We start from the raw sequence: 24,231 nt of genomic DNA, 5'->3' as shown, positions 1-24,231 counted from the left end.
ATGCCTTCCTTTTTTCATACCTACCTTTTTACTTGCTCACCTGCATAAATCTTTACATCTGTTGGAGCCGCCATAAAGCTTTGCGCTTTTTGACCGAACGCCACAAAGTGCTCGCTCGTGTTATGCTTTTGTACTGCTTCTTGGCTCTCCCATACTTCAACCATTAAAAATGTGGATTCTTTCTCAGTGTCCTTCATAAGATCGTATTGAATGTTTCCACTCTCAGCACGTGAAGCCTCAACTAGCGCTTTAACCTCTGCTAAAAATGCTGCTTCTTTTTCTTTTTGTACAGTTAAACCCGCATGAATGATAATCATCTATTTCGTTCCCCTTTCTTATCTCCACTCTGTTGTTTCTTCTACAGATAGACGTACTGATTGATAGCCTTGATCTGCAGCTTTTCCGATTGAAAGCAGCATTACAGGGAAATAACGTTCTTTATCCAAACCGAAAGCTTCAGCAATCTGAGCTTTTTCATAACCGCCGATCGGATTCGTATCATAGCCATGTGCACGAGCCACTAACATCAACTGCATAGAAACAAGTCCTGCGTCGATCAAGTTCATGTCTTTGAATTGCTCTGGCGTCATTTGTTCTAAAAGTCCACGGATTGCTGGCACTTGCTGGTCTCTAACCTCAGCTGGCATGTGTCCTTCGTCTACCGCTTTGTCATAAATTTTTTCTAAATAATCCAAGCTGTTGTTATCCGCAAATACAGCAATTATAGCAGCAGAAGTTTCTACTTGTCTTTGGTTGAACTTTGCAAGTGGCGCTAACGTTTCTTTTCCTTCTGGTGTATCGATCACGACAAAACGCCAAGGTTGTAAGTTAACAGAAGATGGAGCAAGAGAAGCTTCTGTTAAGATCTCTTTCATCTCTTCTCTTGAGATTTTAACCGTTGGATCGTAGTTACGAATGGAACGGCGTCCTGTGATAATTTCATTGAAATCATTTATCTTAGTTTGTTGCATCGTACATTCTCCTTTATGTCTTAGTCTTAGATGCCTGAGGGGTTACTCAAATTTTTCAATGTTGTGCTGAATGCGCGTTAACATGTCGAGAAGCACTTTTCTCTCCTGGGCTGAAAAGTCATGTAAGACACCTGAGATAAACCTCTCTTTTTCTTCTCGGTAGTGAATGATTTTTGTACGGCCATCCTCTGATAAAGAGACATACGTAAACCTCTGATCCTTAGGGTCTTTCCGTCGGATAATCATCTCTTTTTCTTCAAGTTGCTTAAGGTGTCTTGTAACCGCAGCATGATCAATGTTCACTTTCTTCTGAAGAGCTCTTTGGCTGATCTCTTCCACTTCATATAATTCATGCAAAAGTTCCAGGCGCGTTTGACTGATGCCTGTACAGTTTTCAAACTTTGGCGCTGTCCTGCGATGGATCTCGTATAATCGGTTGATGATCTTCTCATCTTCTATATTTGAGTTGGACACTAACATCCCCCTCCTTTAATTAATTGATAGGTCAATTATTGATACGTCAACTAATATAAAACACATTATGAATGATGTCAAATGTTTAACTTTTTCTATGTAAAATAGGTATGTTTCACTTTAATACTCCTGAATTTCTGGGTGCTGAACTTTTCGCGGCACAAAAGCTAAAGCCGCCACACATCGAACGAACAATATTTGAAGTTCTATTTTTGAGAAGTCTCGCACCTTACACTCCATTCAACGAGAACAAAGGAACCTTTTTAGAAAAATCAAAAAGGCTATCTGCGTGAACAGATAGCCAAGCCATGATATTCAATTTAATTAGCGTCCGCTAAATTGTGATTGTGCTTGTGCAACTAGACGTTTAGTGATTTCTCCACCTACAGATCCGTTAGCACGTGAAGTTGTGTCACCACCAAGTTGTACACCGAACTCAGAAGCGATTTCATACTTCATTTGGTCGATCGCTTGTTGTGCACCAGGCACTACTAATTGGTTTGAGCTGTTGTTGTTCGCCATGTTTTTCACCTCCTAGTTGAATTAAGATTATAATTCCACACTGAGTCGTTCTTATGCGTTAGTGAGATAGGTAGTATTTGTTAATAAAAAAATAAGGACGATTCAATCAATCGTCCTCGTGTGAAACAAGTGGCAAACCAATATTTTGTATACGATTAGACTTCCCGCCAGATGAGTAATTATTCCATTTTTCTTTAAAAATTTTACAGGTATTTATTTTGTATAAGTCGTTTATTTGCACGAGATACTATTCACAGATAAATATTGATCTTTAAGGATGCTCATTCGTAAACGATCTACATAAATACCTTTTCTTAATCGATCTTGCCGCAAAATGCCTTCTTCCATATACCCAGCTCTTTTATAAGAAGTTATGGCTTTTTCGTTATCTGTCTCGACACGCAGCCAGATTTTATTCAGGGCAAGTTCTTGAAAACCGTATCTTAACATTTCATGCATGGCAGCAATTCCATAGCCTTTGCCCCAAAACGCTTTATCACCAATTGCAATCCCTATTTCTGCATGATGATTTAAGCGATCTATATTTTTGAGGTCAATCCACCCAATATGCTTACCACTTTCAGATACAATCGCTTTTTGCTCGTAACCATTTTCTCTTGAAATACATTGTTCGATCCATCTTCTTGTTTCTTCTATACTAAATGGTGGATATCTATCTGGCATGTTTAAATGCTTGGTCACCTCTTCATCTAAACACCACAGATAACGGTCTTCTGCATCTTCTATATTCAGTTCTCTCAGTTGTACTTTTGGCAATTGTATTGGCATGATTATCCCCTTTATGCTCTGCGTTCCTTCTTTTTCTGAAAGGATTGAATTGATTTTGTAAAACCTGCTTTTTCAAAGAAAGCTTCCTTTCCTGGCTGTGCGCCTATAAAAAGCGAGGTCGGACTGAGTTCCCAAGCCATTTCCATTAATTCCTTGCCAATTCTTTTCCCTTGATAGTCAGGATGTACAAGAATTTCAGTGATTGTTCCAAACAAATAACCATCTGTTAATAAACGTACGCATCCAGCCAATTTTTCATTGTCCCATGCTGTGATGTTGATTGTTTTTAGAAGTGCTTCTTTTGAATATTGTTCGTTGTATTCACCCGGCCAGACGCTATTTACTAATGTTAAGAATTTGGAAACACATAATTTTTGATCATCTATTACATATGTAATTTGTTTCTCATCATTCATCCAATTCCCCTACCGATCTTAAGGCTTTAAGAATTCTAATGTCTTTTTCACATACAACTCTTCCTCTTCCAAGTCAGGGAAATGAGCACTGTTTTGAAACAGTTCCAACCTGCTGTTGAGCATTTCTCGGTTGATGATGTTCGATATACTTAATCCAGTATTTCGATCATGAATTCCAGTAAGTATGAGGGTATTATGGGTTATTTTGTTCAACCGATTTCGAAGTGGTGTTGAAGGTGGATTTTTTTCGAGTGCCTTCATCATTAAACCTGTATTATATAGTCCACTCTCTTGCCATAGCTTTCTATTATGCTCAGCAAAAAGCTTATTTTGAAACAAAAACCTGTCTACAGTGTCTGAATCCACAAGAGCCCATACATTGTTCCATTTCTCTTTTAGGGTTAAATTTCTTGAAAGCTCTTGCTCTATCCCTTTAAGTAGTTCTTTGTCTGCTACAGTTTTGAACCCTTTTATCTGTGTTTCATAAACACTATCAGAAAAGATTAAACTTGGCCCTGAGAGGATTATTTTATTGATATAATCCGGATAAGTGAAGGCGATTTCTAGTGCTAATTCTCCTCCAAATGAATATCCCAGAAGATCAACATTAAATAATCCAAGTTCATCAATAAGACACTTAAAATCTTCAACTAACATATTAACCGTGTAATCTTCATCTGAGAAAGGGGGTGAAGTCCTGCCGCAGCCTCTTTGTTCGTAATAAATTACCGTTCTTTCTTCTGCCAATTTTGGTCCTGCTGTTCGTTCGAAAACATAATGATTACCGCCTGGCCCACCATGAATAATAACTAGAGGTACCGTGTTATGTTGGTTTCCATCGATCTTCACCCAATGGTTTATCCCATTCACTAGCAACTGATATTTTCCGTCTTTATAGTTCACTGATGCCACATCCCTTCTAGTACGACCTAACTGGTGAAATTAGATGGAGATAAGATGATTTTCCACGTGTTGATTCAATCACAATCGGCCTCATCGTTCCGTTAAATTTCATTTTGATATCTTCGTCTTTTATCATCTTTATAGCGTCCATCAGAAAATAACCGTCGATTGAGATCTTAAGATCAAAATCCCCATCTATATCTTTTATTTTTTGCAATTCTTGAATGGATCCGATTTCAGACGAGCCTGATGAGATACACAGTTTATTGTCCTGAATAGTTAATGTGATATTATTGTTTTTCCATTCTCCTGCAAACAAGCACGCTCGATCTATTCCTTTAACGAGAGATTCTCTATCTAAAAACAAGGTTGTACTTTGCTCAGTTGGGATGAGTTTAGATGTATTCGGATATGTTCCTGAAATTAATCTCGAATAAAGTGACACCTTTTCTGTTTTAAAAAGAATATATCCATCTGCCGAGTGAATCTCTACTGCCCCTGAATAGTCACTTATTTGTTTTACAAGTTCGTTTAGACTTGAACTTGGAACAATAAATGAAGTCTCTCCTGTTGTATTTATTTCTTTCACTATAGAGGCTAGGCGCTGTGAATCTGTTGCAACCGCCATAAACTTGTTACTGGAAAAAGTGAAATGAATACCTGTCAGTACAGGTCTTGTTTCATTCTTAGCGGTTGCAAATACCGTTTGTTTAATTGCGTCTATTAAATCTTCGGCATCCATATGTATGGTGTTACTTTGATCGATCACGGGAAGCGTTGGATACTCTTCCGCAGGAAAGCCATTAAACTGTGTGAAAATATCCCCCGATTTAATTTTAATTGTTTGATGATTGATTGCTTCTACTTGTATAGGTTCAGGAAGCTTTCGAATTAATTCTGTAAAGGATTTGGCTGATACAACAGCACTTCCAGTTTGTTTTATGTGAAGTCCATTATTGTCTACTTCAGAAATAGAAATGAACTTTTCAATAATAATATCTGTATTTGTTCCTATTAGTGTAATTCCATCATCTTCCGCTATGATTTTTATTCCTGAAAAAATGGGAATGAGCGATTTTTGTGTGACTGCTTTACCAACGTCAGAGAGAGCTTTACTAAATATATGATGATTGATCGTAAACTTCAATTGTTGCATCCATCCTCTTTTGCACACATTAATTTTATTAATTTTCCGACTATTATTTTAACACATAATTCCATATTATTTGATGTAAATAACCCTTCCTGTGACCGGAGCAGGAAGGGTTCTCGTCATTATTTAACTTTTACAGCTTTCTTCACGACAGGAATGTAAATGTCGATCTGTTTGTTTTCTTTTCCGTAGCAGCGTTCATCATAAAGCTCGAACTCCACTTTCCCGTCATGCTCATAGCCTGAGTCTGGGAACCATTTTGAGAAGACTTCCATCCATGTTTGTTGAATGGATTGCACGAAGTTTTCCTCTGATGCTTTAGGTGTTGTGAAAACAGCGTACTCCATTTCAGGAAACGTTCGATAGGACATGCCTTCTGGAGCTGGTGTGCCTTCTGCTACTTCCATCCCAATCATGTAAACAAATTCACCCGTTGCTGTGTTGAATTCTGTGCACAACCCAAGTTCTTGATTTTTGTAGAGTGGGTTTGGAATGTTATGACCGAGATTGTTTTGAATATAATGGTCCCAAAACTTCGGAATCTCTCTATTGTTTTCACCGTCTGTGTTGCGTGTATGCAGGTCATAACCGATGATGTGGAGAGCTGGTTTTTTGATGAGTTTCATTTCCATATTTATTCCTCCCATGTAACGATTTGAGTTCAGGTAAGCTTTTTGATGAAGAGAGACAGAATGAACGATTGCACTGCGATACTCTCTTGGTGATTGGCCATAATGCTTTTTAAATGCACGGTTAAACGACTCGTGATATTGAAATCCCAGATCAAATGCGATATCAATCACTTTATCGTCGGACTGCAATAAGCGTAGTGCCGCGTGCGCGAGCCTTCGCTTCCGCACATATTCCATGACCGATTCGCCAACCAGAAACTGAAATACCCGATGATAATGAAAAGGCGAGAAGCAAGCGAGCTCTGCAAGCTCCTCTAGCGTAATCCGTTTCTGCAGATTCTCTTCAATATAATCAAGTGTCCGCTGTATGCAAACTTTATAATCCATCTCCATCACCTACCCTACGTCTATCATATACACGAGCGTCCATTCGTTCTTAACCTTTTTTGCTAAGTTACCGCTATTACTTATTCGATATCGGTGTGATGAGCCCTCCTGGCGGGGGTGAATCCACAATGAAGGGCTCCCAATCCACGAGTTTTGGCCATCAATCCACGAGTTTCAGCCTCCAATCCACGAGTTTCAGCCTCCAATCCACGAGTCTCAGCCTCCAATCCACAAGTTTTTGCCTCCAATCCACGAGTTTCAGCCTCCAATCCACAAGTTTCAGCCTCCAATCCACGAGTTTCAGCCTCCAATCCACGAGTCTAGAATCCTCATCCATACTTGCAAACTCGCCATTAAAAAAACTAGAACCCGCAATCTGGGTTCTAGCTTTTGTACAACTTATTGAATGCCCACTGCATTAAACGCCTGATTTACGGAAGTTACTTCTTGTGACGATGCACCGTAAAGATCAGATGCTGCACGGACCGCTGCAGCTCTCGCTTGGCTGAAGTTAGAAGATGACGTTAAGTACACCGTGTTCATGCGGTAGAAGATCGCCCCTAGCTTTGCTCGTCCGATACCTGTTACGGAAACGCCGTAATGGCTGCCGCCTTCACTTAATAAATAAGCTGCTTTGTTGATGATTCCGCTGTTGATATGAACGCCCCCGTTGTCACCCGTTCCTGTATAGCGAACTGAATAGTGGTCTGGATCTTGATATTTTGCAGGGTCTGACATGGAACGAAGTGCATCTCCTGCTATCGCAGGTGTATAGACATCTTCTCCAATCTCAAAGTCTGGATTCTTGCCGTTGTAATACTCTACTAATGTTCCAAAAATATCTGACATTGCTTCATTTAGTGCGCCAGACTCATTTTGATACACGAGGTCAGAACTTGTATCAGTTACGGCATGTGTCAGTTCGTGAGCGACTACATCGATTCCGCCAGAGAAAGCTATAAAGTTTGTCCCATCACCGTCACCGTAAACCATCTGCGAACCGTTCCAGAACGCGTTGTTGTAGTTTTTGTTAAAGTGAACAGATGATTTGATCTGCGCGCCTTTATTATCATAGGAATTTCGGCCATGTGTATTTTTATAATAATCGTATGTCACACCAGCAAAATAATGAGCATCCACAACGGCTTGATCGTACGTACTGTCGAACACGTTATCTGTGCCGCTGTAAAGCGTTCCTGGCAGGAAAAGCTCAGGAAGGAATGTGCTGTTTTTCATGTCGTATGTGAAGATTCCACTCCCACGCGTGTTGTCTTGCATATAGTACTTGCCGCTAGATAGGGTAAGGTTCAGAGTTTTCGAATCTCCAAGAACACCCTTCCCCGTACCAGTAGTGTTCGTTCCTGTTACTTCATGCATGTCGTTGTATCTGTGAAGGATTTTACCAGACGCTGCATCAATAAAATAATTCCAGTTCCCTGGCTCAGGTGTTAAGAAATTTAAGTTTACAAGATACGCGTAATGCGCCGTACCATCCTTCATCAGCACAACTTTGTCAGCTTTTGGTGTTTTCTCGAACTGCGGATTGAAGCCGAGTGCCGCTGTTGCAATACCCACGGCTTTGTTACCGCTGATTTGTTTTGCATTTGTGAGGTTCACCTGCTTGTCCAATTCCGGAGCTACCTCACCCGAAATCACGGTCAACTCACCCTGTTTATTGATATGGGCCACTTGCGTGTAACCCCATACAGGAACTCCGTTGTATTCCTGCTGAAGTCTGAGCACCGTGTTGCCATCGTCTTCTTTCGTGCTCTCTAAAATAGAGAATGACTCTTCTGCTTTTTTATTGCCTAGTTTAAAAAGTGATTTATGACCGTTCATGTATGCAAAGAGTACTTGTTGTGCGGATGCTTTTGTTGGCGCTGATAATTTTCCTGCCAAAAAGGCTGGCGTTCCAGATTCGCTGCTCACTTTCACCTTCACATCATCTGCTGCCGCCATCGCTGGTGATCCAAACGCACCTGCGATTAATGATGCCGCAATCCCCATTGCAACCCACTTCTTTGTTCTCATCGTTATTCCTCCATTTTCCTTTTTTGTCTAAGTAAGCAACATCTTATCACCTATTCAAAACTATTTATATGAATTTTCAGAAAGTTAAAGAGTTCTTACTAGAGCAAAAAATGAAAAGTAGAATCATAGAGTCTGTTGGCATATTTTTACTGTAGTTCTTTTTTACCAATGCAAAAGTTTTAAAAAAAGAAGGAGATGTTCTAAAAAAATAGAATGATTTATAAAATTAGATCATAAGGAGGTTTATTACATGAACAACTCTCTCTCCATTTCATCTGACCAACAGAAATTAGTTGCAAACGCAACCCGTATCCAAATCATTCATCTGTTAAAAGAGCAAGAATTAACTGCTAAAGAAGTGGCTGTTCAACTCGGTAAAACAACTGGCACCATTCATTATCACATTCAGCTTCTCTATAACGGGGGTATCCTCGAACTTGTAAAAGAACAAAAGAAAGGTGGGATTATTGAAAAATATTACCGTTCCAAAGCCACACGGTTTGAACTTTCGGATTCAAACGCAACAGCCCCCTCTTCTGTTTCAACAAACCTTTTATTGAATGATGAAGATAAGAAACAGTTTCTATTGGAACTGGAGCAACTTTTCGTACGCTGGGAAAGTCAGATGACAAAGGATACGGAAAAGAAAGAATATCAAGTTGTTTGTACCTTTATGGGGAATAAAGAATGAAACGCATTTTTTCGGAATGGAAATATCCCGGACTGTTATTGTCAGCTGTTGGAATTTCTTATGTAGGGGATTTTATTTATCTCGTTGCTTTAAACTTATTTATTTTTGCAAAAACAGAATCTGTTACAGCGGTTGCTGGAATGTGGCTCATCGGTCCTATTGCAGGTATCATAACGAGTTTGTGGTCAGGTAGTATCATTGATCGGATTAATAAAAAAACGATTATGATAATAGCAGATCTAATGCGTGCTCTACTCGTTGCTGTCATACCCTTTCTGTCTGAGATGTGGATGATTTATGGGGTGCTATTTGTCATCAGCCTCTGCAGTTCTTTCTTTAATCCAGCATCTGGTGCCTATACTGTACAACTTGTAGATAAGGAAAAACTGTTGCGCTATAACTCAATCGCTTCGGTTTTAACGACTGGAGCACTCGTAATCGGACCAGCCATCGCAGGAATGCTCGTTCATTTTGGATCATACAATTTTGCAATTTGGTGCAACGCTGTTTCGTTTCTTTTGTCAGCATGTCTGCTAGCTCTTCTGCCTAGTTTATATAAAAAACAAGAAATGGAATCTAGTGTTACGAACAGACTTCACATGATTATTATGGATTGGAAAACAGTTGTAACGTTTTTACGTAACCACCCTTTGTTCTTAACTGCCTATATTCTTTTTCAACTCATCATGACACTTGCCATTGCTCTTGATTCTCAAGAAGTTGTTTTTACTCAAACGATTATCGGACTATCCGAAAGTCAATATAGCTATCTCGTGAGTATAACGGGGCTTGGTTATTTGACTGGTTCTTTGTTAATGGCTGTTATGGCAGGAAAAATACCTATTCCCTATTTAATTGGTTTTGCATCCACTCTATTCAGTTTCGGATATGTGATTTATGCGTTCTCCCAATCATTTTTGACAGCGTGTGCAGGATTTATTATTTTAGGATTCTTTTCTTCGTTTGCTAACACAGGTTTTCAGACCTTTTTTCAAAGAAGTGTTCCGTCCGACAAGATGGGAAGAGTTGGTGCAACTCTAGGATTCTTTCAAAGCTTATCGCTTATTGTCACTATCTTAGGAGCAGGATTATTTAGTGAGTGGCTCGGTGTAAAAAGTATTGTGATAGGATCGTCTCTATTTATTGTTATGGTTGCTATCCCTCTAAATGTAGTCATGTATTCCTCACACAAACGAACAAATTTATTCTCAAAACAAAAAGAACTAGCACGTTAAACTTGTGCTAGTTTTATGCATTCCTGTTCCAAAAGATCTAAAGGTTTTTTAAGCTTCGGAAATCCATAAATCTTTTCACTTATTGTTTCAGGCAAAAACCAAGTCGCATGATACGCGTTCATGCCAAAATCGGCCGCTCCCACTAATTCGTTTGCTCCACCGTCACCTATAAAAATTGATTCTTGTGGTATAACTCCTAGTCGTTCGCAACCGATTTGATAGATTTGTTTGTTTGGCTTCGCAACTCTCACTACATATGAAAAGATTACTTCATCAAAATAGTCTGCTAGAATGCACGATGGCCAAGCATAAACTTCTTCTGGCGCTGCGTTAGAGATAAGACCTAGCTTTATTCTTCTGTCTATCAGGGTTCGTAGAAGTTCTAGTACTTCACCATGTATTTCTTGAAAAGCAGCTGCCTTTGCAGAAACTCGTGCTTGATGAATGTCTTCAATGACTTCTGGATTGTGGGATATTCCTTGTGAACTCAAGATATCTCTCAACACACTCTGGTGATCTGGAAAAGTCCCATCCATACGAAACTCTCTGCGGCGATCCCATTCACTTTTAAAGATTTTTTGATCCAGTCCCAATAGATCTGTAGAATAGGTGACTTTTTTCTTCCCATCTTCCCATTCTGTAATGAGCGTTTCATACAAATCGAAGAATACAGCTTTTATCAAGAGAAAAACCTCCTGTTATTCAAATACCTTTGCATAAACGCTCGTATCCCGTAGTTTCGTAGTCGAACCAATTTCTAATGAGTCGTTTCGCAGCACACCTTCTAACATGAATCCTAGTCGTTCGGGAATGGCTGCACTTTTAACATTACGGGTATCACAACGAATCTCGATGCGGCGTGCTTTTAATTCGTTTACCGCAAAATCTGTGATTCCTTGAACTGCTTCTGTCATATATCCCTTACCTGCATAACGGGAATCGATCCAGTACCCAATCTCGAATTTCGGAATGTCCCAGTTAATACGGTGCAATCCAGATGATGCAATCAGTTTTCCTGTTTTCTTTGAAAACACGAGAAGGCGCAGATCTTCTCTGCTTAAAAACTTTAAGTGTGCCTCGCGAATATTGGCTTCCACATCCTCTTCACTTTGTTCAATGTGGGCAAAAGGTAACCATGGCTTAAGGTCTTCAATTGATGCTGAAATCGCTTCATACATCTCTTTTCCGTCACCGGGCTTTGGCATGCGGATCAGCAGGCGGTCGGTTGTGAATTCTGTTGGAAAGTCTAATAGGATTGGTTTCATTGTGTACCTCCGATTATGCTATTTAATGTGAGTTAGTTTGTCAGGATTAACGACCCAGTATATCGTTTGAATCAATTCGTTTTCTATATGAAGTGATAGAACACCAAATACTTGATTCGAAATATATAGCACAATGCCAGGATCGCCATTAACTGTAGTAAAATGATAGGAAAATTCTTCTGTTGTTTTTGCCATAATTCCCATGTAAAAACGAGAGATTCGCTCCGCTCCCAAAATAGGGACCATCGTTGCTTTCGTTTTCCCACCACCATCAGATAATAGAGTTGCGTCAATTGCGAGTAATTTTAGAAGTTTGTTAACATTGCCTGAAACAACCGCTGTTACGAACTGCTCGGTAAGTGCTGTAGCTTTAAGTGTCGCTGGTTGGTCAGTGGGTGAATGATTGCCAATCGCCTTTTTCGCTCGTTTGAAAATTTGTCTGCAGTTCGTACTGCTCTTTCCTACAACGTCTGCAATCGTTTCATAATCATATTGAAGAACTTCGCGAAGTAGAAACACGGCACGTTCGGTTTCCGATAGCTGTTGTAATAAAAGCAAATAGGCGGTTGAGAGTGATTCTTTCATCACATAGTTTTGTGCAGGATCTTCCTTGCTATCTAGCAAAAGAGGCTCTGGAAGCCAGGGACCTATATAAGTTTCTCGTTGCTTACGAGCCGATTTTAGTAAGTCAATGGATCGATTGGTCACGATTTTACAAAGATACGCTTTTACGTTTTGAATATGATCTGTTCCAGTCGTACTCAGAGTGAAATAGGCGTCTTGTACAATATCTTCTGCATCCTGAACACTGCCTAACATTCTGTATGCCAATGAAAACAACAGCGGCCTATACGTTTTATAATGTTGCTCAGTCTGACTCTCTATCATGTGTTAAGCCTCCCTAGAAAAAGTCTGGAAACCATTGTGTTGAATGATGGTTTCCGCTGCTCTTTTTGCACTGGCAAACGCTGCGTCCACCAACATTTCTCCATGTCCCGTTCCATCTCCTGCAATATATAGTCCTGGTATTTCAGGGACACTCGGGCCGAAATATTGTTTATCATGAATAGTGATACAGTCTTGCACCACTACCATGTGCGGAAGAAATTGCTGAGCTATAAGTTCCTTTCTCCATCCCGGCTGCATGAGATCCATAATGCTTTCTAATTCTTGTTTGTTTGCTTCCGTCTTCGTTTCTTTCTCTGTTCCTAAATACTTGATGAGCTGCAGAACCTTCGAACCATCTTCACCTAGTTTTGAAGCTCGAGAATGGTTAGAGAATAGAATGTGTTGATCAATGCCAATGGCAAAATGATGATTAGGATTGGGGAGATTTTTCAAAGCTACATCAAGACATGAAGCATAAATTGGCTGAGCCTGTTGTTTCCATTTATCAAGCATCGTTCCTTCCGCATTTTTTATCAGATTACACGATTGGTCTGGACCACATGTTAAGAGTACGGTAGGAACTTCCATCATTTCTCCATCTGTAAACTGCAGTTGATGCTCATTTTCATATCCAACAGAAGCTACTTTTTTATTGGTGAGAATAATAGCACCTGCACCAACTGCTTTAATCCGCAGTTTTTCAACGATTGATTCCCAGCCACCGTCTATATACAGAACACCTTTCATACCCAGCTGAACTTGTTGAATGACCGCACTCGCCAGCTGTTGATCAGGATTGATGCAGTAAGTTGATGTTCTGCAGAGTGCGTAAAACACATGACGAACCATCGGATCTTTCAGATTGTTCTCTGCCCAATCACGCAAACTGATAGGTGGAATTTTTGCTGTATCTAGTTTTCGAAGCTTCATCATGATCTTGCCAAGCTCCATTTTTCCAGACCATGTTAATAGTTTAGTTTTGAACAGGCTCGCTAAGGAATCCGGCAAATTTAATAACTCTCCATTCCAGAGTGCATATCCTTTTGTATCGGGAATTCCCCCTGCTACGTTTACTTTTAACTCTTTTAAAATTTTCTCACCTGCTCCGCCCCTGTACAGTGCATGACCTCCCAAGTTGAAAAGTACTCCATTTTTATGGACGGTTTGTGCGCGGCCACCCAATAGGTTACCTTTCTCTACTACCACAACAGAAATTCCAGCTTGCGCTACATATGCAGCAGCCGTTAATCCAGCAATTCCTCCACCAATAATAGCTACATCGTATTTATTCATTTTTCCATCACTCACTTTCTCAATTTACAAACAAGACGAAAAAGGATTTTGTTTTGTGACAAAAAAAGGATACTTGTTTATATACCTTTTTAAGGGGTACTGTTTTTATAAGGTAACTTTTTATAAGAAGTTGCCAAATCTGCATGAAAGGAGATCAAATCATGTTATATACAAAAATCCTGGTTGCTGTTGATGGTTCTGAAGGAAGTTTTACGGCATTGCACAACGGTAATGAACTTGCCCGGCATATGGGAGCTGAGTTAACGTTGCTTTATGTAACCAACGAAGTGGCTCTTCCATTGTATGGGGGCGTTCACCCTGGCGGCGTAGCTAGCACGGCTGTAGAAGTTAGAGATGCCGAGATTGTGGAGCAGAGTCATGGTGAAGAGGTTCTTAACAAAGCTATAAGAAGAGTTGATCCAGAAATCAAGACAACAACAGCCATATTGCACGGTGACCCACCTGTCACAATTTGTGGATATGCGGATAGTCATAACATTGATCTCATCGTCATCGGTAACCGAGGCCATAGCGGATTCAAAAAACTATTTCTAGGAAGCGTTAGTCAAAAGGTTGTTTCTAACGCACATCAACCTGTACTTGTTGCTAAATAACATCATTTTATAAGAGGAGCGCACTCGATCAAGTGCTCTCCTCTTTTTTATTTCTTCGTTTCATATACGGTTTAAAAGGTGTAACCCCTATTAAAGGGATTGCAATCGACTTGTAGAAATAGTAATGCAGAATCGCATAAAGGAGAATTTTGAAATGCGTTACTTGGAACATGACATATAAAACCGCTTCTCATGCAGAGGACCTCCTCCAAAATAGAAGTTCATTGTCAAAAAAAAATTTGGAGGTGCGCATATGATACTTGATTTAGAATTTGAAATGTATGTAAATGATGCAGAGAAGCCTTTTTCTGGCTGGGATTTTTCTTATATTACGGATTCTGGCCGTATGGCGAGTGGCATGCTTTCATGGTCTTATGGGAGTTTAGTGATTCCGCTGATTGGCAAGGTGTCTTCCATGTTGGATATGGGAACAGGCGGCGGTGAGCTTTTATCCAAACTTCAGCCTTTCCCTGCAAAGGTTTGTGCAACTGAAGGATATTTGCCTAATGTTCCAATTGCCCGCGAACGGCTTGAGCCACTTGGTGTGAAGGTTTATCAAATTGGTGAAGATGACATACTTCCGTTCGATAATACAGTGTTTGACCTCGTCATCAATAAACATGAATCGTATTCTCCTCTTGAAGTGAAGCGTGTTTTAACAAGTGATGGCATTTTTGTAACACAGCAAGTTGGCGGTTCCGATTGCATCGGTATAAATGAAGCCCTTAGAGTACCCATTAATGGTGAGTTCTCTCACTGGAACCTAGCTTTTGCTGAAAAGGAACTCTGTGAAAATGGGTTTGTGGTATTAGAGGCGAAAGAAGAATATCCGGTTCAGCGCTTTTATGATATTGGCGCCCTTCTTTACTATTTAAAAGCAATCCCTTGGCAAATTCCTGACTTCAAAAGTAATGATTATCTCGATGAATTGTATCGAATTCATGAGATGATTCAAGTTAAGGGGTATTTTGAAGTGAAACAGCATCGATTTCTATTAAAAGCGAAGGTAAAGTAAGCTGAATTAAAAAAGCTGGCTCTGAAATCGTGTGATGCACGATGATTCAAGTCAGCTTTTTCTTATTTCTGTCGGATTTTAGTACTAATTTGTCCGATTGGTAACTTAATTTGTCCAATTGAACCATTAATCTGTCCAATTGATGTATTTATTTGTCCAATTAAAACTTTAATTTGTCCAATCTAACTTAAGCAGATCACTTACTTCTGCACACTCGTTACCATCCAACCTTCTTGATCCACCCATTCAAGGCTTACCGTATAACGCTCGTTCGGCTGCTTGTTCGGACTCACTTCTGCCACTGACTTCTGCGGCCCGCCGCCATTTGCGATTTTCCATACAGTCATGTTTTCATCAAGGCCCGTTGCAAGTCGGATCGCCTTCAGCTTTTCGTTCCAGTCCACACTTCCTTCTTCATAACTGGATGTATGCGTACCGGTTTGCGATGTTCCAATCGGCTTGTTCAGCACAGGCTCATCGCCAGAAGCTTGCTCCTCTTTCTTTTTTGCTTCTTCAGCTTTCTGAGCTTCTTCCTTTTTATCCGCTTCTTTTTCCGGATTTATGCCAATCTCTTCAGAAGGCTCTTGTTTTTCGTTTGTTTCTTCGTCACTAGTTTCTTTATCCTCTTCTTCATAAGCACTCTCGTTATCTGGCTGAAGTTTTACAACTTTATGTTTTGGTTCCTTATTTACTTTTTCTTTAACAGGTTCCTCATCATTACCCATTAATAAAGCATCTTTCGGTAAAAACAATAACGCTAAAAGAACGGCACTTAAGGCGCTGAACAATACAACTCTTTTCTTTTTGGACTTGTTGCGCTCTGATCTTCTCATCTGTATATTCACTCCTTCTTAACAAACGTTCCCTCTATTTATGAAACCAAACAAAAAGAACTCCATTATCAAGTGGAGTCCTATCATTTACATCTATCTCGTTATTACTCAACATTAATAATTCGAAGTGAGGCAGTAAAAAATTGAGGGTAACAAAAGATTTCAGAAGGTTTTGATCAATTAAACCTCTAATACTACGGCCATTTCTTTTCCAAATCGGTCACCATTATCAACAAATCCTAAACGTTTATACAGCTGGTGAGCTCCTGTATTTTCAGGGTGGTACCCAACCACAATTCTTTTCGCATTAAGCTTCGTTTTCATTTCATCGATCATCAATTGTGCAGCGATCTTGCCAATTCCTTTTTGCTGGTGGTTTTTATCGACCATGATGCGGTAGATCCAATACCCATCAAGCTCCTCTTTCACTGAATTAAACATAAGGAATCCGACTGTCTCACCATCGTAACGGATGCTATAAGGCTTTAAGTTCGGTTCGAATTTCGATTGTGCGATTGAAACAGCATTTGGCTCAATATAACTTACTTGATTTTCTTCAACTTCGAGTGAACAGCACTCGTACCAATTTTCTGCATTTAATTCTGTGATTTCTACTCGTTTGTTTGTCATGTTTTCCCCTTGAAATGTATTTTTGTTCCAGCATCAACTTTACCATAAATGAATAAAAAACAGTGCCTTCCCGTTAATGAAGACACTGCATTTTTCACTCCTTTAAAAGTTACGCAACGGACTTTTCTTGTTTCGCTTCAAGCCGTTTCATGTCAAAACGTACTAAGATCGACACAATGAGCGCGACCACAAACAAACCGGAGAAGAACGTCAAACTGTTCGCATAAGAACCTGTTGTGTCTTTGATCCATGCTGCGAAGAGTGGACCTGCAAGGCCTGCTGCTGCCCACGCGGTTAAGATATAGCCGTGAATCGCACCTACTTGTTTCGTACCAAACAAATCGCCAATAAAGGCTGGGATGGAAGCAAATCCTCCGCCATAGCACGTATAAACGATCGCGAGCATCACTTGAAAAAGAATCGATGATGAGGTTTGCGGCAAAAAGAAAAAGAGAGCGATCTGCAAAACGAAAAACGTCGTGTACGTGTTCGGTCGTCCGATATAATCGGATACAGATGCCCATCCGATACGGCCAAAACCGTTAAATAATCCTAGCACACCAACTAGGGCTGCAGCTTCAGCAGTTGTAAGGCCGATACTTTCTTCAGCAAGTGGTTTTGCTGCAGAAAGTATGGCAATTCCGCACGTCACGTTAATAAATAACATGATCCACAAATAATAGAAGCGTCGAGTCTTAACAGCTTCATTAGCTGTAAGCTGTGAAAGATCTTTTTTAACCTTCACCTTGCCGCTTTCGACGTTCTCTTTAAATCCAGCTGGCAGCCAGCCTTCTTCTGGTTTTTCCAAATAAAGTGATGATAATGTCATGACTGCAAAATACGCAATACCTAAAATGAAGAACGTGTTTGCTACTCCTACTGATTTAATCAGTGCATCCATGATCGGAGAACTGATGGCCGCTGCAAATCCAAAGCCCATGATGGCAAGTCCAGTCGCTAATCCGCGGCGATCGGGGAACCATTTTATTAGTGTGGAAACCGGAGCGATATATCCAACACCAAGACCAATACCGCCGAGCACGCCATAAAATATGTACAGCATCGTTAAAGAGCCTATGTTAACAGCTATTCCTGAACCCGCGATACCAATTCCGAAGAAAATAGCTGCGAGCAATCCCGCTTTTCTTGGGCCATGTTTTTCAACAAAATGACCTAGAAAGGCGGCCGATAAACCTAAGAATAAAATCGCGATACTAAACGTCATCTGGACTTGTGATGCGGACCAGCCGAACTTTTCAATCAATGGATTTGTGAAATTGCTCCATGCATACACAGAACCGATGGAAATATGAATTCCTACAGCTGATAACGCAATGAGCCAGCGATTCTTAGTCTTTCTCATCCGTACTTCCCCCTAAAAAGTTAATATAGTTAATCATTCATGAAACTTACCCTAATGCAAACCAAATAAAAAGACAACATCCAAAAGTACTTATTCAGTAAATAAGTCCTTTAAGAATGTTGCCTAAAATCTCTACATACTCGTGCAGAGAGTTCATTCACCATTAATATAGAAATAGAAAATGTGCAGGTCTTGCACGCTCTCCATTTATCATATTGGCATTAGTTGTAAGCGTTTTTAATGTTATCAGATGGTGGCATTATTCGCAATATAATTTTTAGACTTTTTAGACAATAATTTCGTAATGTGTATTTCTTCTCGATTGACGCACTTTAATTTGCAAAGTTTGATTAAATAACTAGATAGGAAACTTTCCTTCGATCTCTCATAATGAAAAGGATTCTCCCATAGATCACGAAAGACATCGCATAAAACTTCCTCCGCGGCTCTCTTATTACCTGTAATCCGGAAGGCAACTTGAAAAAGTAATGTGCTGTATGAATTGATCAAGTGTTTTAAGGCTTCGGGATCTTTATTAAATAATTGTTCGAATACATTTCCCTCGATGTCTCTTTTCAATTTCATACCAGCATCACCCTTTATCCTAGATTACTTTTACACTACCCTTATATATCATATAATAAACATTTGTATAACATTTGTTTATATATTTTATCCTTTTTGTATAACGAAAGGCAATGCCATTAAAAACAGCACTGCCTTACACATACTTACTTTGTTAGTTTGTTTTCTATCGAATATTTTATCCCGGCGACCGTTCCTATCCCGAGTAAAGCATATTTTAAACCAACCAATGTGGCTTCTGGTGTTGCCCCTCCAGCTTCCCAGAAGGCATACAGGACACCTAGCACAACAGCTACTATGGGGATATACTTATTTGAAAATCGCTCAGTCTGACGAATTGCGTATAAAATAACAGCTAAGCCAACATACGGTGCAAAATCGGTCATAAAATCCATGATCGTCACCCCAGTCCATAAATTTTGTAAGGCTTATACAAAACTTATTCTAAAACGGGTGAATTAAGACCAGATCTGTTTCTGATTGGCTCAGCAGTTTTTCTGTTACACTCCACGTATTTTGGTACTAGTAATCATAATCGATAAAATGACATTTCTAAACGCTTGGTGAACTTAATTTCAATGCCCCTTTCCTGAGCGCATCTTCAAATTCTTCCACAAGACTTCTCACCAACTCGCTTGCAGACCTCTCTTGAGCTAATGGTGATGCCTGCCCTGCCCACATGGAGATCATCTCTTTATCTCCTTGCCGAGCAGCTTCTTTTCTTATATCAGAAGTTAAAACGTGCTGTATAGGATACGGCGGGAATTCGTCACAAATAGTCTCCAATTCTAGCATCATCTCGTTCTTAAACCCTCTCGCACTTTTACCTGAAAAAGCTTTCGTAATCTTTGTATCCGTGTCTGAACTTGCTAGAATAGCTTTTCTATGAATCTTGTTCGCACCGCTTTCGTTTACAGTCAAAAAGGCCGTACCGAGTTGAACGGCTGATGCACCTAACGTCAATCCTGCTGCCATTCCCCTGCCATCCATGATTCCTCCTGCCGCAATCACTGGGCAGCTCACCGCGTCAACAACTTGTGGAATGAGTGCCATTGTACCAATACATACTTCATTGTGAACATCTAAAAATGTCCCTCTATGTCCACCCGCTTCACTTCCTTGTGCGACGATTACATCAACTCCGCATAATTCCAGCTGTACCGCTTCTTTTACGGTTGTAGCAGTCGCCATCACGGTAATCTCTGATGCGTGGAGCTGATCTACTAGACTCTTTTTGGGTGCATCAAATGTAAAACTAACAATCTTAACACCTGATGCCACGACAATTTCCAGCTGTTGTTCAAAGAGATCCTGACTATTTGGGACTGTGTTCACTTCTGACATACCAAGTCTTGCCCGGTATTTATTTAGATGTCGCTGCATGTTTAAAATAGACCCCTCGTACAATTCGTGCTGTTGTGGAAGAAACAAATTCACTGCAAAAGGTGCGTCTGTTCGTTCTTGAATATCACGAATGGCATCACTTATTTGCTGAGGACTCATATATCCTGCACCAAGCGTTCCTAGCGCACCAGCCTCACTGACAGCCGCAACTAACTCAGGTGTTGTCGGTCCGCCAGCCATACCCGCCTGTATGATCGGATACTTCATATTGAGCATGTTACAAATCATACGTCATCTCCCTCCACTTACCGTTTTCTAAATGATAACAAAAAGAAAGAGCTTTAGTCTGTTCTGACCAAAGCTCGTTTTCTGTTAAACGGCAATCTTTCTGTTTTCATACATATCCTGTATGGCTTCTTCACTTTTACCCTCGTCAAATTCGTTCTCACTTTTTGAAACCACGATTGTAGCAATTCCATTACCAATCAAGTTTACAATTGCGCGTGCTTCACTCATGAAGCGGTCAACGCCTAAAAGAAGTGCCAGACCTTCAACAGGAATAACCTGCATCGCTGTCAATGTAGAAGCAAGAACGATAAACCCACCGCCTGTAACAGCAGCTGCTCCTTTAGATGTTAGCATCAATACCGCAATAATGGTAAGCTGTTGCGTTAAACTTAAGTCAATGCCGAAAACTTGAGCCAAGAAAACAACGGCCATCGAAAGGTAAATTGATGTTCCATCTAAGTTGAATGAATAACCTGTTGGAATAACAAGACCCACAACAGACTTCGAGCAGCCGAACTTTTCCATCTTATTCATCATACGTGGAAGGACAGATTCTGAAGAGCTTGTTCCTAACACGATTAAAAGCTCGTCTTTTATAAACTTCAAATACTTCCAAAGACTAAAGCCGTACATCTTACATATCACGTTCAACACTACGAAGACAAAGAAAAACATTGTCGTATACACAGCGATCATCAACTTCCCGAGCGGAACAAGTGACTCAAGGCCGTAATTTCCAATCGTAAACGCCATCGCACCGAATGCGCCAAGTGGAGCAGCTTTCATGATGTAACCGACAATTTTAAAGAAGACGTTGAGCAGTTTATCGAAAAACTCAATAATAATTTTTCCTTTATCACCAAGTGCCGTTAAACCTACTCCAAAAAGAATGGAGAAAAACAGAACCTGCAGGATATCACCTTTTGCAAAGGCATCTACCATATTACTCGGAACGATATGTGTTACAAATTCGATCCAGTCGATCTTTCCGCCTTCTTCAGACGTGTATTGTGACACATCCCCTTTTTCAAGCTTATTAAAATCTAAGCCAGCTCCTGGTTTCAACACGTTAACAACGATCAGACCAATTACGAGTGCAAGCGTTGTGACGATCTCAAAGTATATAAATGCTTTTCCTCCGACTTTCCCTACCTTCTTCATGTCTCCCATCTTTGCAATTCCAAGTACGATCGTTAAGAAGATGATGGGAGCAATCACCATCTTAACAGCGTTAATAAATGTATCTCCTACAGGTTTCATCTGTTTGCCGACTTCCGGCCAGAAGAGTCCAACAAGCACACCAACTGCAATAGCCGTTAACACCTGAAACGTTAAGTTCTTAAATATCCTTTTCATTCTTCTTCTCCTCTCAAAAATTGAACTTAAATTGTATGGGGTCTGACCCGGGGTCAGACCCCATACAATTCCCACACAATTCACACACAAAAAAGCGTTATCATTTGTAAAGATAATGATAACGCTTCCAATCAATTGTTAGAATATTACGAACTTATTGGACGTTTTGGTCTTTTTGGTCTCGGGCTATTTTTTCAGGAGATACCGGTTAACCGGCCTTCCGATTGTACCGTATTGAATGTCCATCTGGATGCTTCCGTTCTTCACCAAATAATCGAGATACCTTCGTGCCGTGACCCGGGCGATTCCGATTCCTTCAGCTACTTCCTCTGCTGACTTCGCTTCACTCTGATTTTGTAAAAAGCTCTGAATTTGTTTTAGCGTAAGTTCGTTTAGTCCTTTAGGAAGATCGACGGATACTTGCAGCTGGCGTGGTTCGGAAAAGAACACATCATCGAGATCCTTTTGTGTAACGGATCCTGATGGTGAAACAGTAGAATAATAGGCTCGGTATTTTTCTAAAGCCTTATGAATTCGCTCATAATTAAAAGGCTTAATGATATAGTCGAATGCACCGTTCTGCAGCATGGCACGAATCGTTTGAAGATCATTGGCAGCTGTAATCACGATCACGTCTAGCTCGATTTTTTCCACTCTGATCTGTTGCAAGGTTTCAATTCCATCTTGCCCAGGCATGTAAATATCAAGTACGACAAGTTGTGGTTTCAGCTTTTTGATTTGTTTTAATCCTTCTGTTCCGTTAGATGCCGTTGCTATCACTTTGAACCCTTTTACTTTTTCTATGAATGCCTTGTTGATTTCCTGTACCATTGGATCGTCTTCAATCAACAGAACCGTAATCTCACTCATCACTTTCACCCCTGTCATTCATCGGAAACGTAATTACAAAGCTTGTCCCTTGATTTTCCTGAGACGTGACTTCAATCTCACCTTTTCCTTTATCCACAATTTGATGGATCAAATATAAACCAATACCTGACCCTTTAGCTCCTTTTGTGGAATATCCTCTTTCAAAGATATGATGTTGAACTTCTTTACTCATGCCGATCCCGTTGTCTTCAACAAGAATGGCACAAATCTCGGAGTCCTGCGCAATAGAAACATCGATTCTTGCATCGTCCATTCCTTCTAAAGCATCATAAGCGTTCTCAATTAAATTGCCTAGAATCATCACAAAATCGTGCTGATCGAGCTGGTCAGGAAACTGTTCGATCCGACTCTCACTGTCGATTACGACTTTGATTCCAAGTTCTTTTCCACGGCCGACTTTACTTAATAAAAGACCGGCCAAACTTTCATTCTTGATACGCTGATTGAGAAAACGAGTCAGTGAACCTTTTTCCTCTGATACTTGAAAAACGTATTGCATCGCTTTTTTAATTTTACCAAGCTGCAAAAGTCCAGCGATTGTGTGAAGCTTGTTCATGTGTTCATGGTTCTGTACACGTAAAGCTTCTACAAATGCCTTAACCCCCGTCAGTTCTTCAGCCATCTTTGCCACTTCTGTTCTGTCTTGGAAGATAGCCACTGCCCCAACGATTTGGTTATTCACTTTAATGGGCACACGGTTACTCATAATGATTTTACCGCTGACCCGAATTTCCTGGTTGTACACAGGCCGGCTAAGTTCAATAATTTCAGGTAAGCGTGTGTCTGGTATGACCTCTCGAATGGGCCTTCCTACAACATCTCCTATAACGGAAAATATACGTTTCGCTTTCTCATTAAAGATTGAGATCTGTTCCTGATTATCGATCGCAATCACACCTTCATGCATCGAGTTAAAAGTAGCCGTTCGCTCTTCAAGCATTCTAACGATTTCGTGAGGTTCTAAATAAAACATCTGCTGTTTTAGGTGTCGCGCTAACAAGTATGAGCCGATTACTCCGAAAGAAAGGACAAGCAGCAAGATGAGAGTCATCTCATCGGTGAGATCATGGAGTACTTCATAAAAACCGGGAATCACATGACCTACTGCTACTACGCCGACCTGTTCTAGATTGTCATTTTTTATTGGAACGAATGCCCTAACGGCTGTTCCCATCTCACCTTTCGCTTTCGATATAAAGGTATGGTCAGCAAAGGCTGCTCCTTCGTCAGTTCCTTCTGACTGCGTGCCAAGCATTTCCTTTACTGGATGAGAATAACGAACATGGTCCATATTCATAACCACAATATAGTCTGCTTCATTTATTACGCGTATTTTCTCAACAGCTGGCTCTATTTCGTTCCAGCCTTCTTTTTTCTGTATGTATTGTTTTACTTCTGGAAGCTGTGCAACCGTTCGGGAAGTGATCATCGCCCGCTTGCCAAGCTCTTCTTCCTGAATGTCGAGGATTTTACCGACAATGACGATTCCGCCAATCATAATGGCATAAAATACGATTCCAAATGTGAGTATCATGATTTTTGTCCGTATCGGCAATCGTTTCATCGTCATCTCCAGACTTCCCTCCCTGCATCCGTTTTGTTCCTATTGTATCATTCCAACATCAATATGTTAGACTATTTAAAAAAGTAACAGATATGAGG

General features: G+C 40.3%; 28 protein-coding genes. 4 read left to right on the top strand and 24 right to left on the bottom strand.

Annotation, left to right across the window (positions count from 1 at the left end; all coding sequences use genetic code 11):
• Positions 1–20: 20 nt before the first annotated feature.
• The 11 genes from AWM68_RS01660 to AWM68_RS01610 form a co-directional block, all read right to left on the bottom strand.
• On the bottom strand, positions 21–317 hold the full coding sequence (locus AWM68_RS01660; protein ID WP_066236346.1) for a putative quinol monooxygenase: 297 nt from the start codon (positions 315–317) through the stop codon (positions 21–23).
• Between the two features lie 18 nt (positions 318–335).
• A complete protein-coding gene (locus tag AWM68_RS01655) occupies positions 336–971 on the bottom strand; it encodes a nitroreductase family protein (protein ID WP_066236345.1) in 636 nt (211 codons plus the stop codon).
• 42 nt (positions 972–1,013) lie between these two features.
• The gene (locus AWM68_RS01650; protein ID WP_066236344.1) at positions 1,014–1,451 is read right to left on the bottom strand and encodes a MarR family winged helix-turn-helix transcriptional regulator; all 438 of its coding nucleotides are present in this window, start codon (positions 1,449–1,451) and stop codon (positions 1,014–1,016) included.
• 318 nt (positions 1,452–1,769) lie between these two features.
• Positions 1,770–1,967, bottom strand: coding sequence for an alpha/beta-type small acid-soluble spore protein (locus AWM68_RS01645; RefSeq protein WP_066236343.1), 198 nt, complete (start codon positions 1,965–1,967; stop codon positions 1,770–1,772).
• Between the two features lie 231 nt (positions 1,968–2,198).
• Positions 2,199–2,750: a GNAT family N-acetyltransferase gene (locus AWM68_RS01640; protein WP_066237418.1), complete on the bottom strand. Its 552-nt coding sequence runs from the start codon at positions 2,748–2,750 to the stop codon at positions 2,199–2,201.
• A 17-nt stretch (positions 2,751–2,767) separates the two neighbouring features.
• Positions 2,768–3,172: a GNAT family N-acetyltransferase gene (locus tag AWM68_RS01635; protein ID WP_231868348.1), complete on the bottom strand. Its 405-nt coding sequence runs from the start codon at positions 3,170–3,172 to the stop codon at positions 2,768–2,770.
• A gap of 18 nt (positions 3,173–3,190) precedes the next feature.
• A complete protein-coding gene (locus AWM68_RS01630) occupies positions 3,191–4,075 on the bottom strand; it encodes an alpha/beta fold hydrolase (RefSeq protein ID WP_066236342.1) in 885 nt (294 codons plus the stop codon).
• A 16-nt stretch (positions 4,076–4,091) separates the two neighbouring features.
• Positions 4,092–5,231, bottom strand: a complete 1,140-nt coding sequence (gene dnaN / locus AWM68_RS01625) for a DNA polymerase III subunit beta (protein ID WP_066236341.1) — start codon at positions 5,229–5,231, stop codon at positions 4,092–4,094.
• Positions 5,232–5,350: 119 nt separating this feature from the next.
• On the bottom strand, positions 5,351–6,253 hold the full coding sequence (locus AWM68_RS01620; protein WP_066236340.1) for an AraC family transcriptional regulator: 903 nt from the start codon (positions 6,251–6,253) through the stop codon (positions 5,351–5,353).
• A gap of 154 nt (positions 6,254–6,407) precedes the next feature.
• Complete coding sequence (locus AWM68_RS21645; RefSeq protein ID WP_197468113.1) at positions 6,408–6,584, bottom strand: hypothetical protein; 177 nt, start codon at positions 6,582–6,584, stop codon at positions 6,408–6,410.
• Between the two features lie 62 nt (positions 6,585–6,646).
• A complete protein-coding gene (locus AWM68_RS01610) occupies positions 6,647–8,278 on the bottom strand; it encodes a M4 family metallopeptidase (RefSeq protein ID WP_066236338.1) in 1,632 nt (543 codons plus the stop codon).
• A 250-nt stretch (positions 8,279–8,528) separates the two neighbouring features.
• Here AWM68_RS01610 and AWM68_RS01605 point away from each other — a divergent pair, with 250 nt between their 5' ends.
• On the top strand, positions 8,529–8,969 hold the full coding sequence (locus tag AWM68_RS01605) for an ArsR/SmtB family transcription factor (RefSeq protein WP_066236337.1): 441 nt from the start codon (positions 8,529–8,531) through the stop codon (positions 8,967–8,969).
• Positions 8,966–10,204, top strand: coding sequence for an MFS transporter (locus tag AWM68_RS01600; protein ID WP_066236336.1), 1,239 nt, complete (start codon positions 8,966–8,968; stop codon positions 10,202–10,204). The genes AWM68_RS01605 and AWM68_RS01600 overlap by 4 nt, the downstream gene beginning before the upstream one ends.
• Here AWM68_RS01600 and AWM68_RS01595 read toward each other — a convergent pair.
• From AWM68_RS01595 to AWM68_RS01580, 4 genes are read right to left on the bottom strand one after another with little or no spacing between them, the layout of a single operon-like run.
• A complete protein-coding gene (locus AWM68_RS01595) occupies positions 10,201–10,887 on the bottom strand; it encodes an HAD family hydrolase (protein ID WP_066236335.1) in 687 nt (228 codons plus the stop codon). The genes AWM68_RS01600 and AWM68_RS01595 overlap by 4 nt on opposite strands.
• A 15-nt stretch (positions 10,888–10,902) precedes the next feature.
• On the bottom strand, positions 10,903–11,469 hold the full coding sequence (locus AWM68_RS01590; protein ID WP_066236334.1) for a GNAT family N-acetyltransferase: 567 nt from the start codon (positions 11,467–11,469) through the stop codon (positions 10,903–10,905).
• Positions 11,470–11,487: 18 nt separating this feature from the next.
• A complete protein-coding gene (locus AWM68_RS01585; RefSeq protein ID WP_066236333.1) occupies positions 11,488–12,357 on the bottom strand; it encodes an RNA polymerase sigma-70 factor in 870 nt (289 codons plus the stop codon).
• A gap of 3 nt (positions 12,358–12,360) precedes the next feature.
• Positions 12,361–13,650 (bottom strand): phytoene desaturase family protein, encoded by a 1,290-nt coding sequence (locus AWM68_RS01580; RefSeq protein ID WP_066236332.1) that lies wholly within the window; start codon positions 13,648–13,650, stop codon positions 12,361–12,363.
• Between the two features lie 161 nt (positions 13,651–13,811).
• Here AWM68_RS01580 and AWM68_RS01575 point away from each other — a divergent pair, with 161 nt between their 5' ends.
• Both AWM68_RS01575 and AWM68_RS01570 read left to right on the top strand, forming a co-directional pair.
• Positions 13,812–14,264, top strand: a complete 453-nt coding sequence (locus AWM68_RS01575) for a universal stress protein (protein WP_066236331.1) — start codon at positions 13,812–13,814, stop codon at positions 14,262–14,264.
• A gap of 253 nt (positions 14,265–14,517) precedes the next feature.
• Positions 14,518–15,279 (top strand): class I SAM-dependent methyltransferase, encoded by a 762-nt coding sequence (locus AWM68_RS01570; RefSeq protein WP_066236330.1) that lies wholly within the window; start codon positions 14,518–14,520, stop codon positions 15,277–15,279.
• 200 nt (positions 15,280–15,479) lie between these two features.
• Here the strand turns inward: AWM68_RS01570 and AWM68_RS01565 are convergent, their stop codons facing one another.
• From AWM68_RS01565 to AWM68_RS01525, 9 genes are all read right to left on the bottom strand, one after another.
• The gene (locus AWM68_RS01565) at positions 15,480–16,112 is read right to left on the bottom strand and encodes a YrrS family protein (RefSeq protein ID WP_066236329.1); all 633 of its coding nucleotides are present in this window, start codon (positions 16,110–16,112) and stop codon (positions 15,480–15,482) included.
• 180 nt (positions 16,113–16,292) lie between these two features.
• The gene (locus tag AWM68_RS01560) at positions 16,293–16,742 is read right to left on the bottom strand and encodes a GNAT family N-acetyltransferase (RefSeq protein ID WP_066236328.1); all 450 of its coding nucleotides are present in this window, start codon (positions 16,740–16,742) and stop codon (positions 16,293–16,295) included.
• Between the two features lie 109 nt (positions 16,743–16,851).
• Positions 16,852–18,105 (bottom strand): L-lactate MFS transporter, encoded by a 1,254-nt coding sequence (locus AWM68_RS01555; protein ID WP_066236327.1) that lies wholly within the window; start codon positions 18,103–18,105, stop codon positions 16,852–16,854.
• 246 nt (positions 18,106–18,351) lie between these two features.
• Positions 18,352–18,690 (bottom strand): sigma factor, encoded by a 339-nt coding sequence (locus tag AWM68_RS22090; protein ID WP_066236326.1) that lies wholly within the window; start codon positions 18,688–18,690, stop codon positions 18,352–18,354.
• Positions 18,691–18,836: 146 nt separating this feature from the next.
• Positions 18,837–19,085: a phage holin family protein gene (locus AWM68_RS01545; protein WP_066236325.1), complete on the bottom strand. Its 249-nt coding sequence runs from the start codon at positions 19,083–19,085 to the stop codon at positions 18,837–18,839.
• Between the two features lie 157 nt (positions 19,086–19,242).
• The gene (locus tag AWM68_RS01540; RefSeq protein WP_066236324.1) at positions 19,243–20,322 is read right to left on the bottom strand and encodes an NAD(P)H-dependent flavin oxidoreductase; all 1,080 of its coding nucleotides are present in this window, start codon (positions 20,320–20,322) and stop codon (positions 19,243–19,245) included.
• An 84-nt stretch (positions 20,323–20,406) separates the two neighbouring features.
• A complete protein-coding gene (gene dctP, locus AWM68_RS01535) occupies positions 20,407–21,678 on the bottom strand; it encodes a C4-dicarboxylate transporter DctP (protein ID WP_066236323.1) in 1,272 nt (423 codons plus the stop codon).
• Positions 21,679–21,864: 186 nt separating this feature from the next.
• Positions 21,865–22,548 (bottom strand): response regulator, encoded by a 684-nt coding sequence (locus AWM68_RS01530; RefSeq protein WP_197468112.1) that lies wholly within the window; start codon positions 22,546–22,548, stop codon positions 21,865–21,867.
• Entirely contained in the window at positions 22,541–24,139 is a 1,599-nt protein-coding gene (locus AWM68_RS01525; protein WP_066236322.1) for an ATP-binding protein, read from the bottom strand. The genes AWM68_RS01530 and AWM68_RS01525 overlap by 8 nt, the downstream gene beginning before the upstream one ends.
• Positions 24,140–24,231 lie beyond the last annotated feature (92 nt).

Origin of the sequence: Fictibacillus phosphorivorans (genome assembly GCF_001619875.1) — a bacterium.
Taxonomy (GTDB): Bacteria; Bacillota; Bacilli; order Bacillales; family Fictibacillaceae; genus Fictibacillus; species Fictibacillus phosphorivorans_B.
This window is presented reverse-complemented; position numbering and strand designations above follow the sequence as displayed.

Excerpts from the sequence above, each read along its gene's own strand:
- dnaN (WP_066236341.1), bottom strand. The coding sequence starts at position 5,231 with ATGCAACAATTGAAGTTTACGATCAATCATCATATATTTAGTAAAGCT.
- AWM68_RS01655 (WP_066236345.1), bottom strand. The coding sequence starts at position 971 with ATGCAACAAACTAAGATAAATGATTTCAATGAAATTATCACAGGACGC.
- AWM68_RS01540 (WP_066236324.1), bottom strand. The coding sequence starts at position 20,322 with ATGATTTGTAACATGCTCAATATGAAGTATCCGATCATACAGGCGGGT.
- AWM68_RS01580 (WP_066236332.1), bottom strand. The coding sequence starts at position 13,650 with ATGAATAAATACGATGTAGCTATTATTGGTGGAGGAATTGCTGGATTA.
- AWM68_RS01620 (WP_066236340.1), bottom strand. The coding sequence starts at position 6,253 with ATGGAGATGGATTATAAAGTTTGCATACAGCGGACACTTGATTATATT.
- AWM68_RS01610 (WP_066236338.1), bottom strand. The coding sequence starts at position 8,278 with ATGAGAACAAAGAAGTGGGTTGCAATGGGGATTGCGGCATCATTAATC.
- AWM68_RS01555 (WP_066236327.1), bottom strand. The coding sequence starts at position 18,105 with ATGAGAAAGACTAAGAATCGCTGGCTCATTGCGTTATCAGCTGTAGGA.
- AWM68_RS21645 (WP_197468113.1), bottom strand. The coding sequence starts at position 6,584 with ATGGATGAGGATTCTAGACTCGTGGATTGGAGGCTGAAACTCGTGGAT.
- AWM68_RS01530 (WP_197468112.1), bottom strand. The coding sequence starts at position 22,548 with ATGAGTGAGATTACGGTTCTGTTGATTGAAGACGATCCAATGGTACAG.
- AWM68_RS01545 (WP_066236325.1), bottom strand. The coding sequence starts at position 19,085 with ATGGATTTTATGACCGATTTTGCACCGTATGTTGGCTTAGCTGTTATT.
- AWM68_RS01645 (WP_066236343.1), bottom strand. The coding sequence starts at position 1,967 with ATGGCGAACAACAACAGCTCAAACCAATTAGTAGTGCCTGGTGCACAA.
- AWM68_RS01565 (WP_066236329.1), bottom strand. The coding sequence starts at position 16,112 with ATGAGAAGATCAGAGCGCAACAAGTCCAAAAAGAAAAGAGTTGTATTG.
- dctP (WP_066236323.1), bottom strand. The coding sequence starts at position 21,678 with ATGAAAAGGATATTTAAGAACTTAACGTTTCAGGTGTTAACGGCTATT.
- AWM68_RS01570 (WP_066236330.1), top strand. The coding sequence starts at position 14,518 with ATGATACTTGATTTAGAATTTGAAATGTATGTAAATGATGCAGAGAAG.
- AWM68_RS01660 (WP_066236346.1), bottom strand. The coding sequence starts at position 317 with ATGATTATCATTCATGCGGGTTTAACTGTACAAAAAGAAAAAGAAGCA.
- AWM68_RS22090 (WP_066236326.1), bottom strand. The coding sequence starts at position 18,690 with ATGAAATTGAAAAGAGACATCGAGGGAAATGTATTCGAACAATTATTT.
- AWM68_RS01605 (WP_066236337.1), top strand. The coding sequence starts at position 8,529 with ATGAACAACTCTCTCTCCATTTCATCTGACCAACAGAAATTAGTTGCA.
- AWM68_RS01590 (WP_066236334.1), bottom strand. The coding sequence starts at position 11,469 with ATGAAACCAATCCTATTAGACTTTCCAACAGAATTCACAACCGACCGC.
- AWM68_RS01575 (WP_066236331.1), top strand. The coding sequence starts at position 13,812 with ATGTTATATACAAAAATCCTGGTTGCTGTTGATGGTTCTGAAGGAAGT.
- AWM68_RS01600 (WP_066236336.1), top strand. The coding sequence starts at position 8,966 with ATGAAACGCATTTTTTCGGAATGGAAATATCCCGGACTGTTATTGTCA.
- AWM68_RS01560 (WP_066236328.1), bottom strand. The coding sequence starts at position 16,742 with ATGACAAACAAACGAGTAGAAATCACAGAATTAAATGCAGAAAATTGG.
- AWM68_RS01635 (WP_231868348.1), bottom strand. The coding sequence starts at position 3,172 with ATGAATGATGAGAAACAAATTACATATGTAATAGATGATCAAAAATTA.
- AWM68_RS01585 (WP_066236333.1), bottom strand. The coding sequence starts at position 12,357 with ATGATAGAGAGTCAGACTGAGCAACATTATAAAACGTATAGGCCGCTG.
- AWM68_RS01650 (WP_066236344.1), bottom strand. The coding sequence starts at position 1,451 with ATGTTAGTGTCCAACTCAAATATAGAAGATGAGAAGATCATCAACCGA.
- AWM68_RS01525 (WP_066236322.1), bottom strand. The coding sequence starts at position 24,139 with ATGACGATGAAACGATTGCCGATACGGACAAAAATCATGATACTCACA.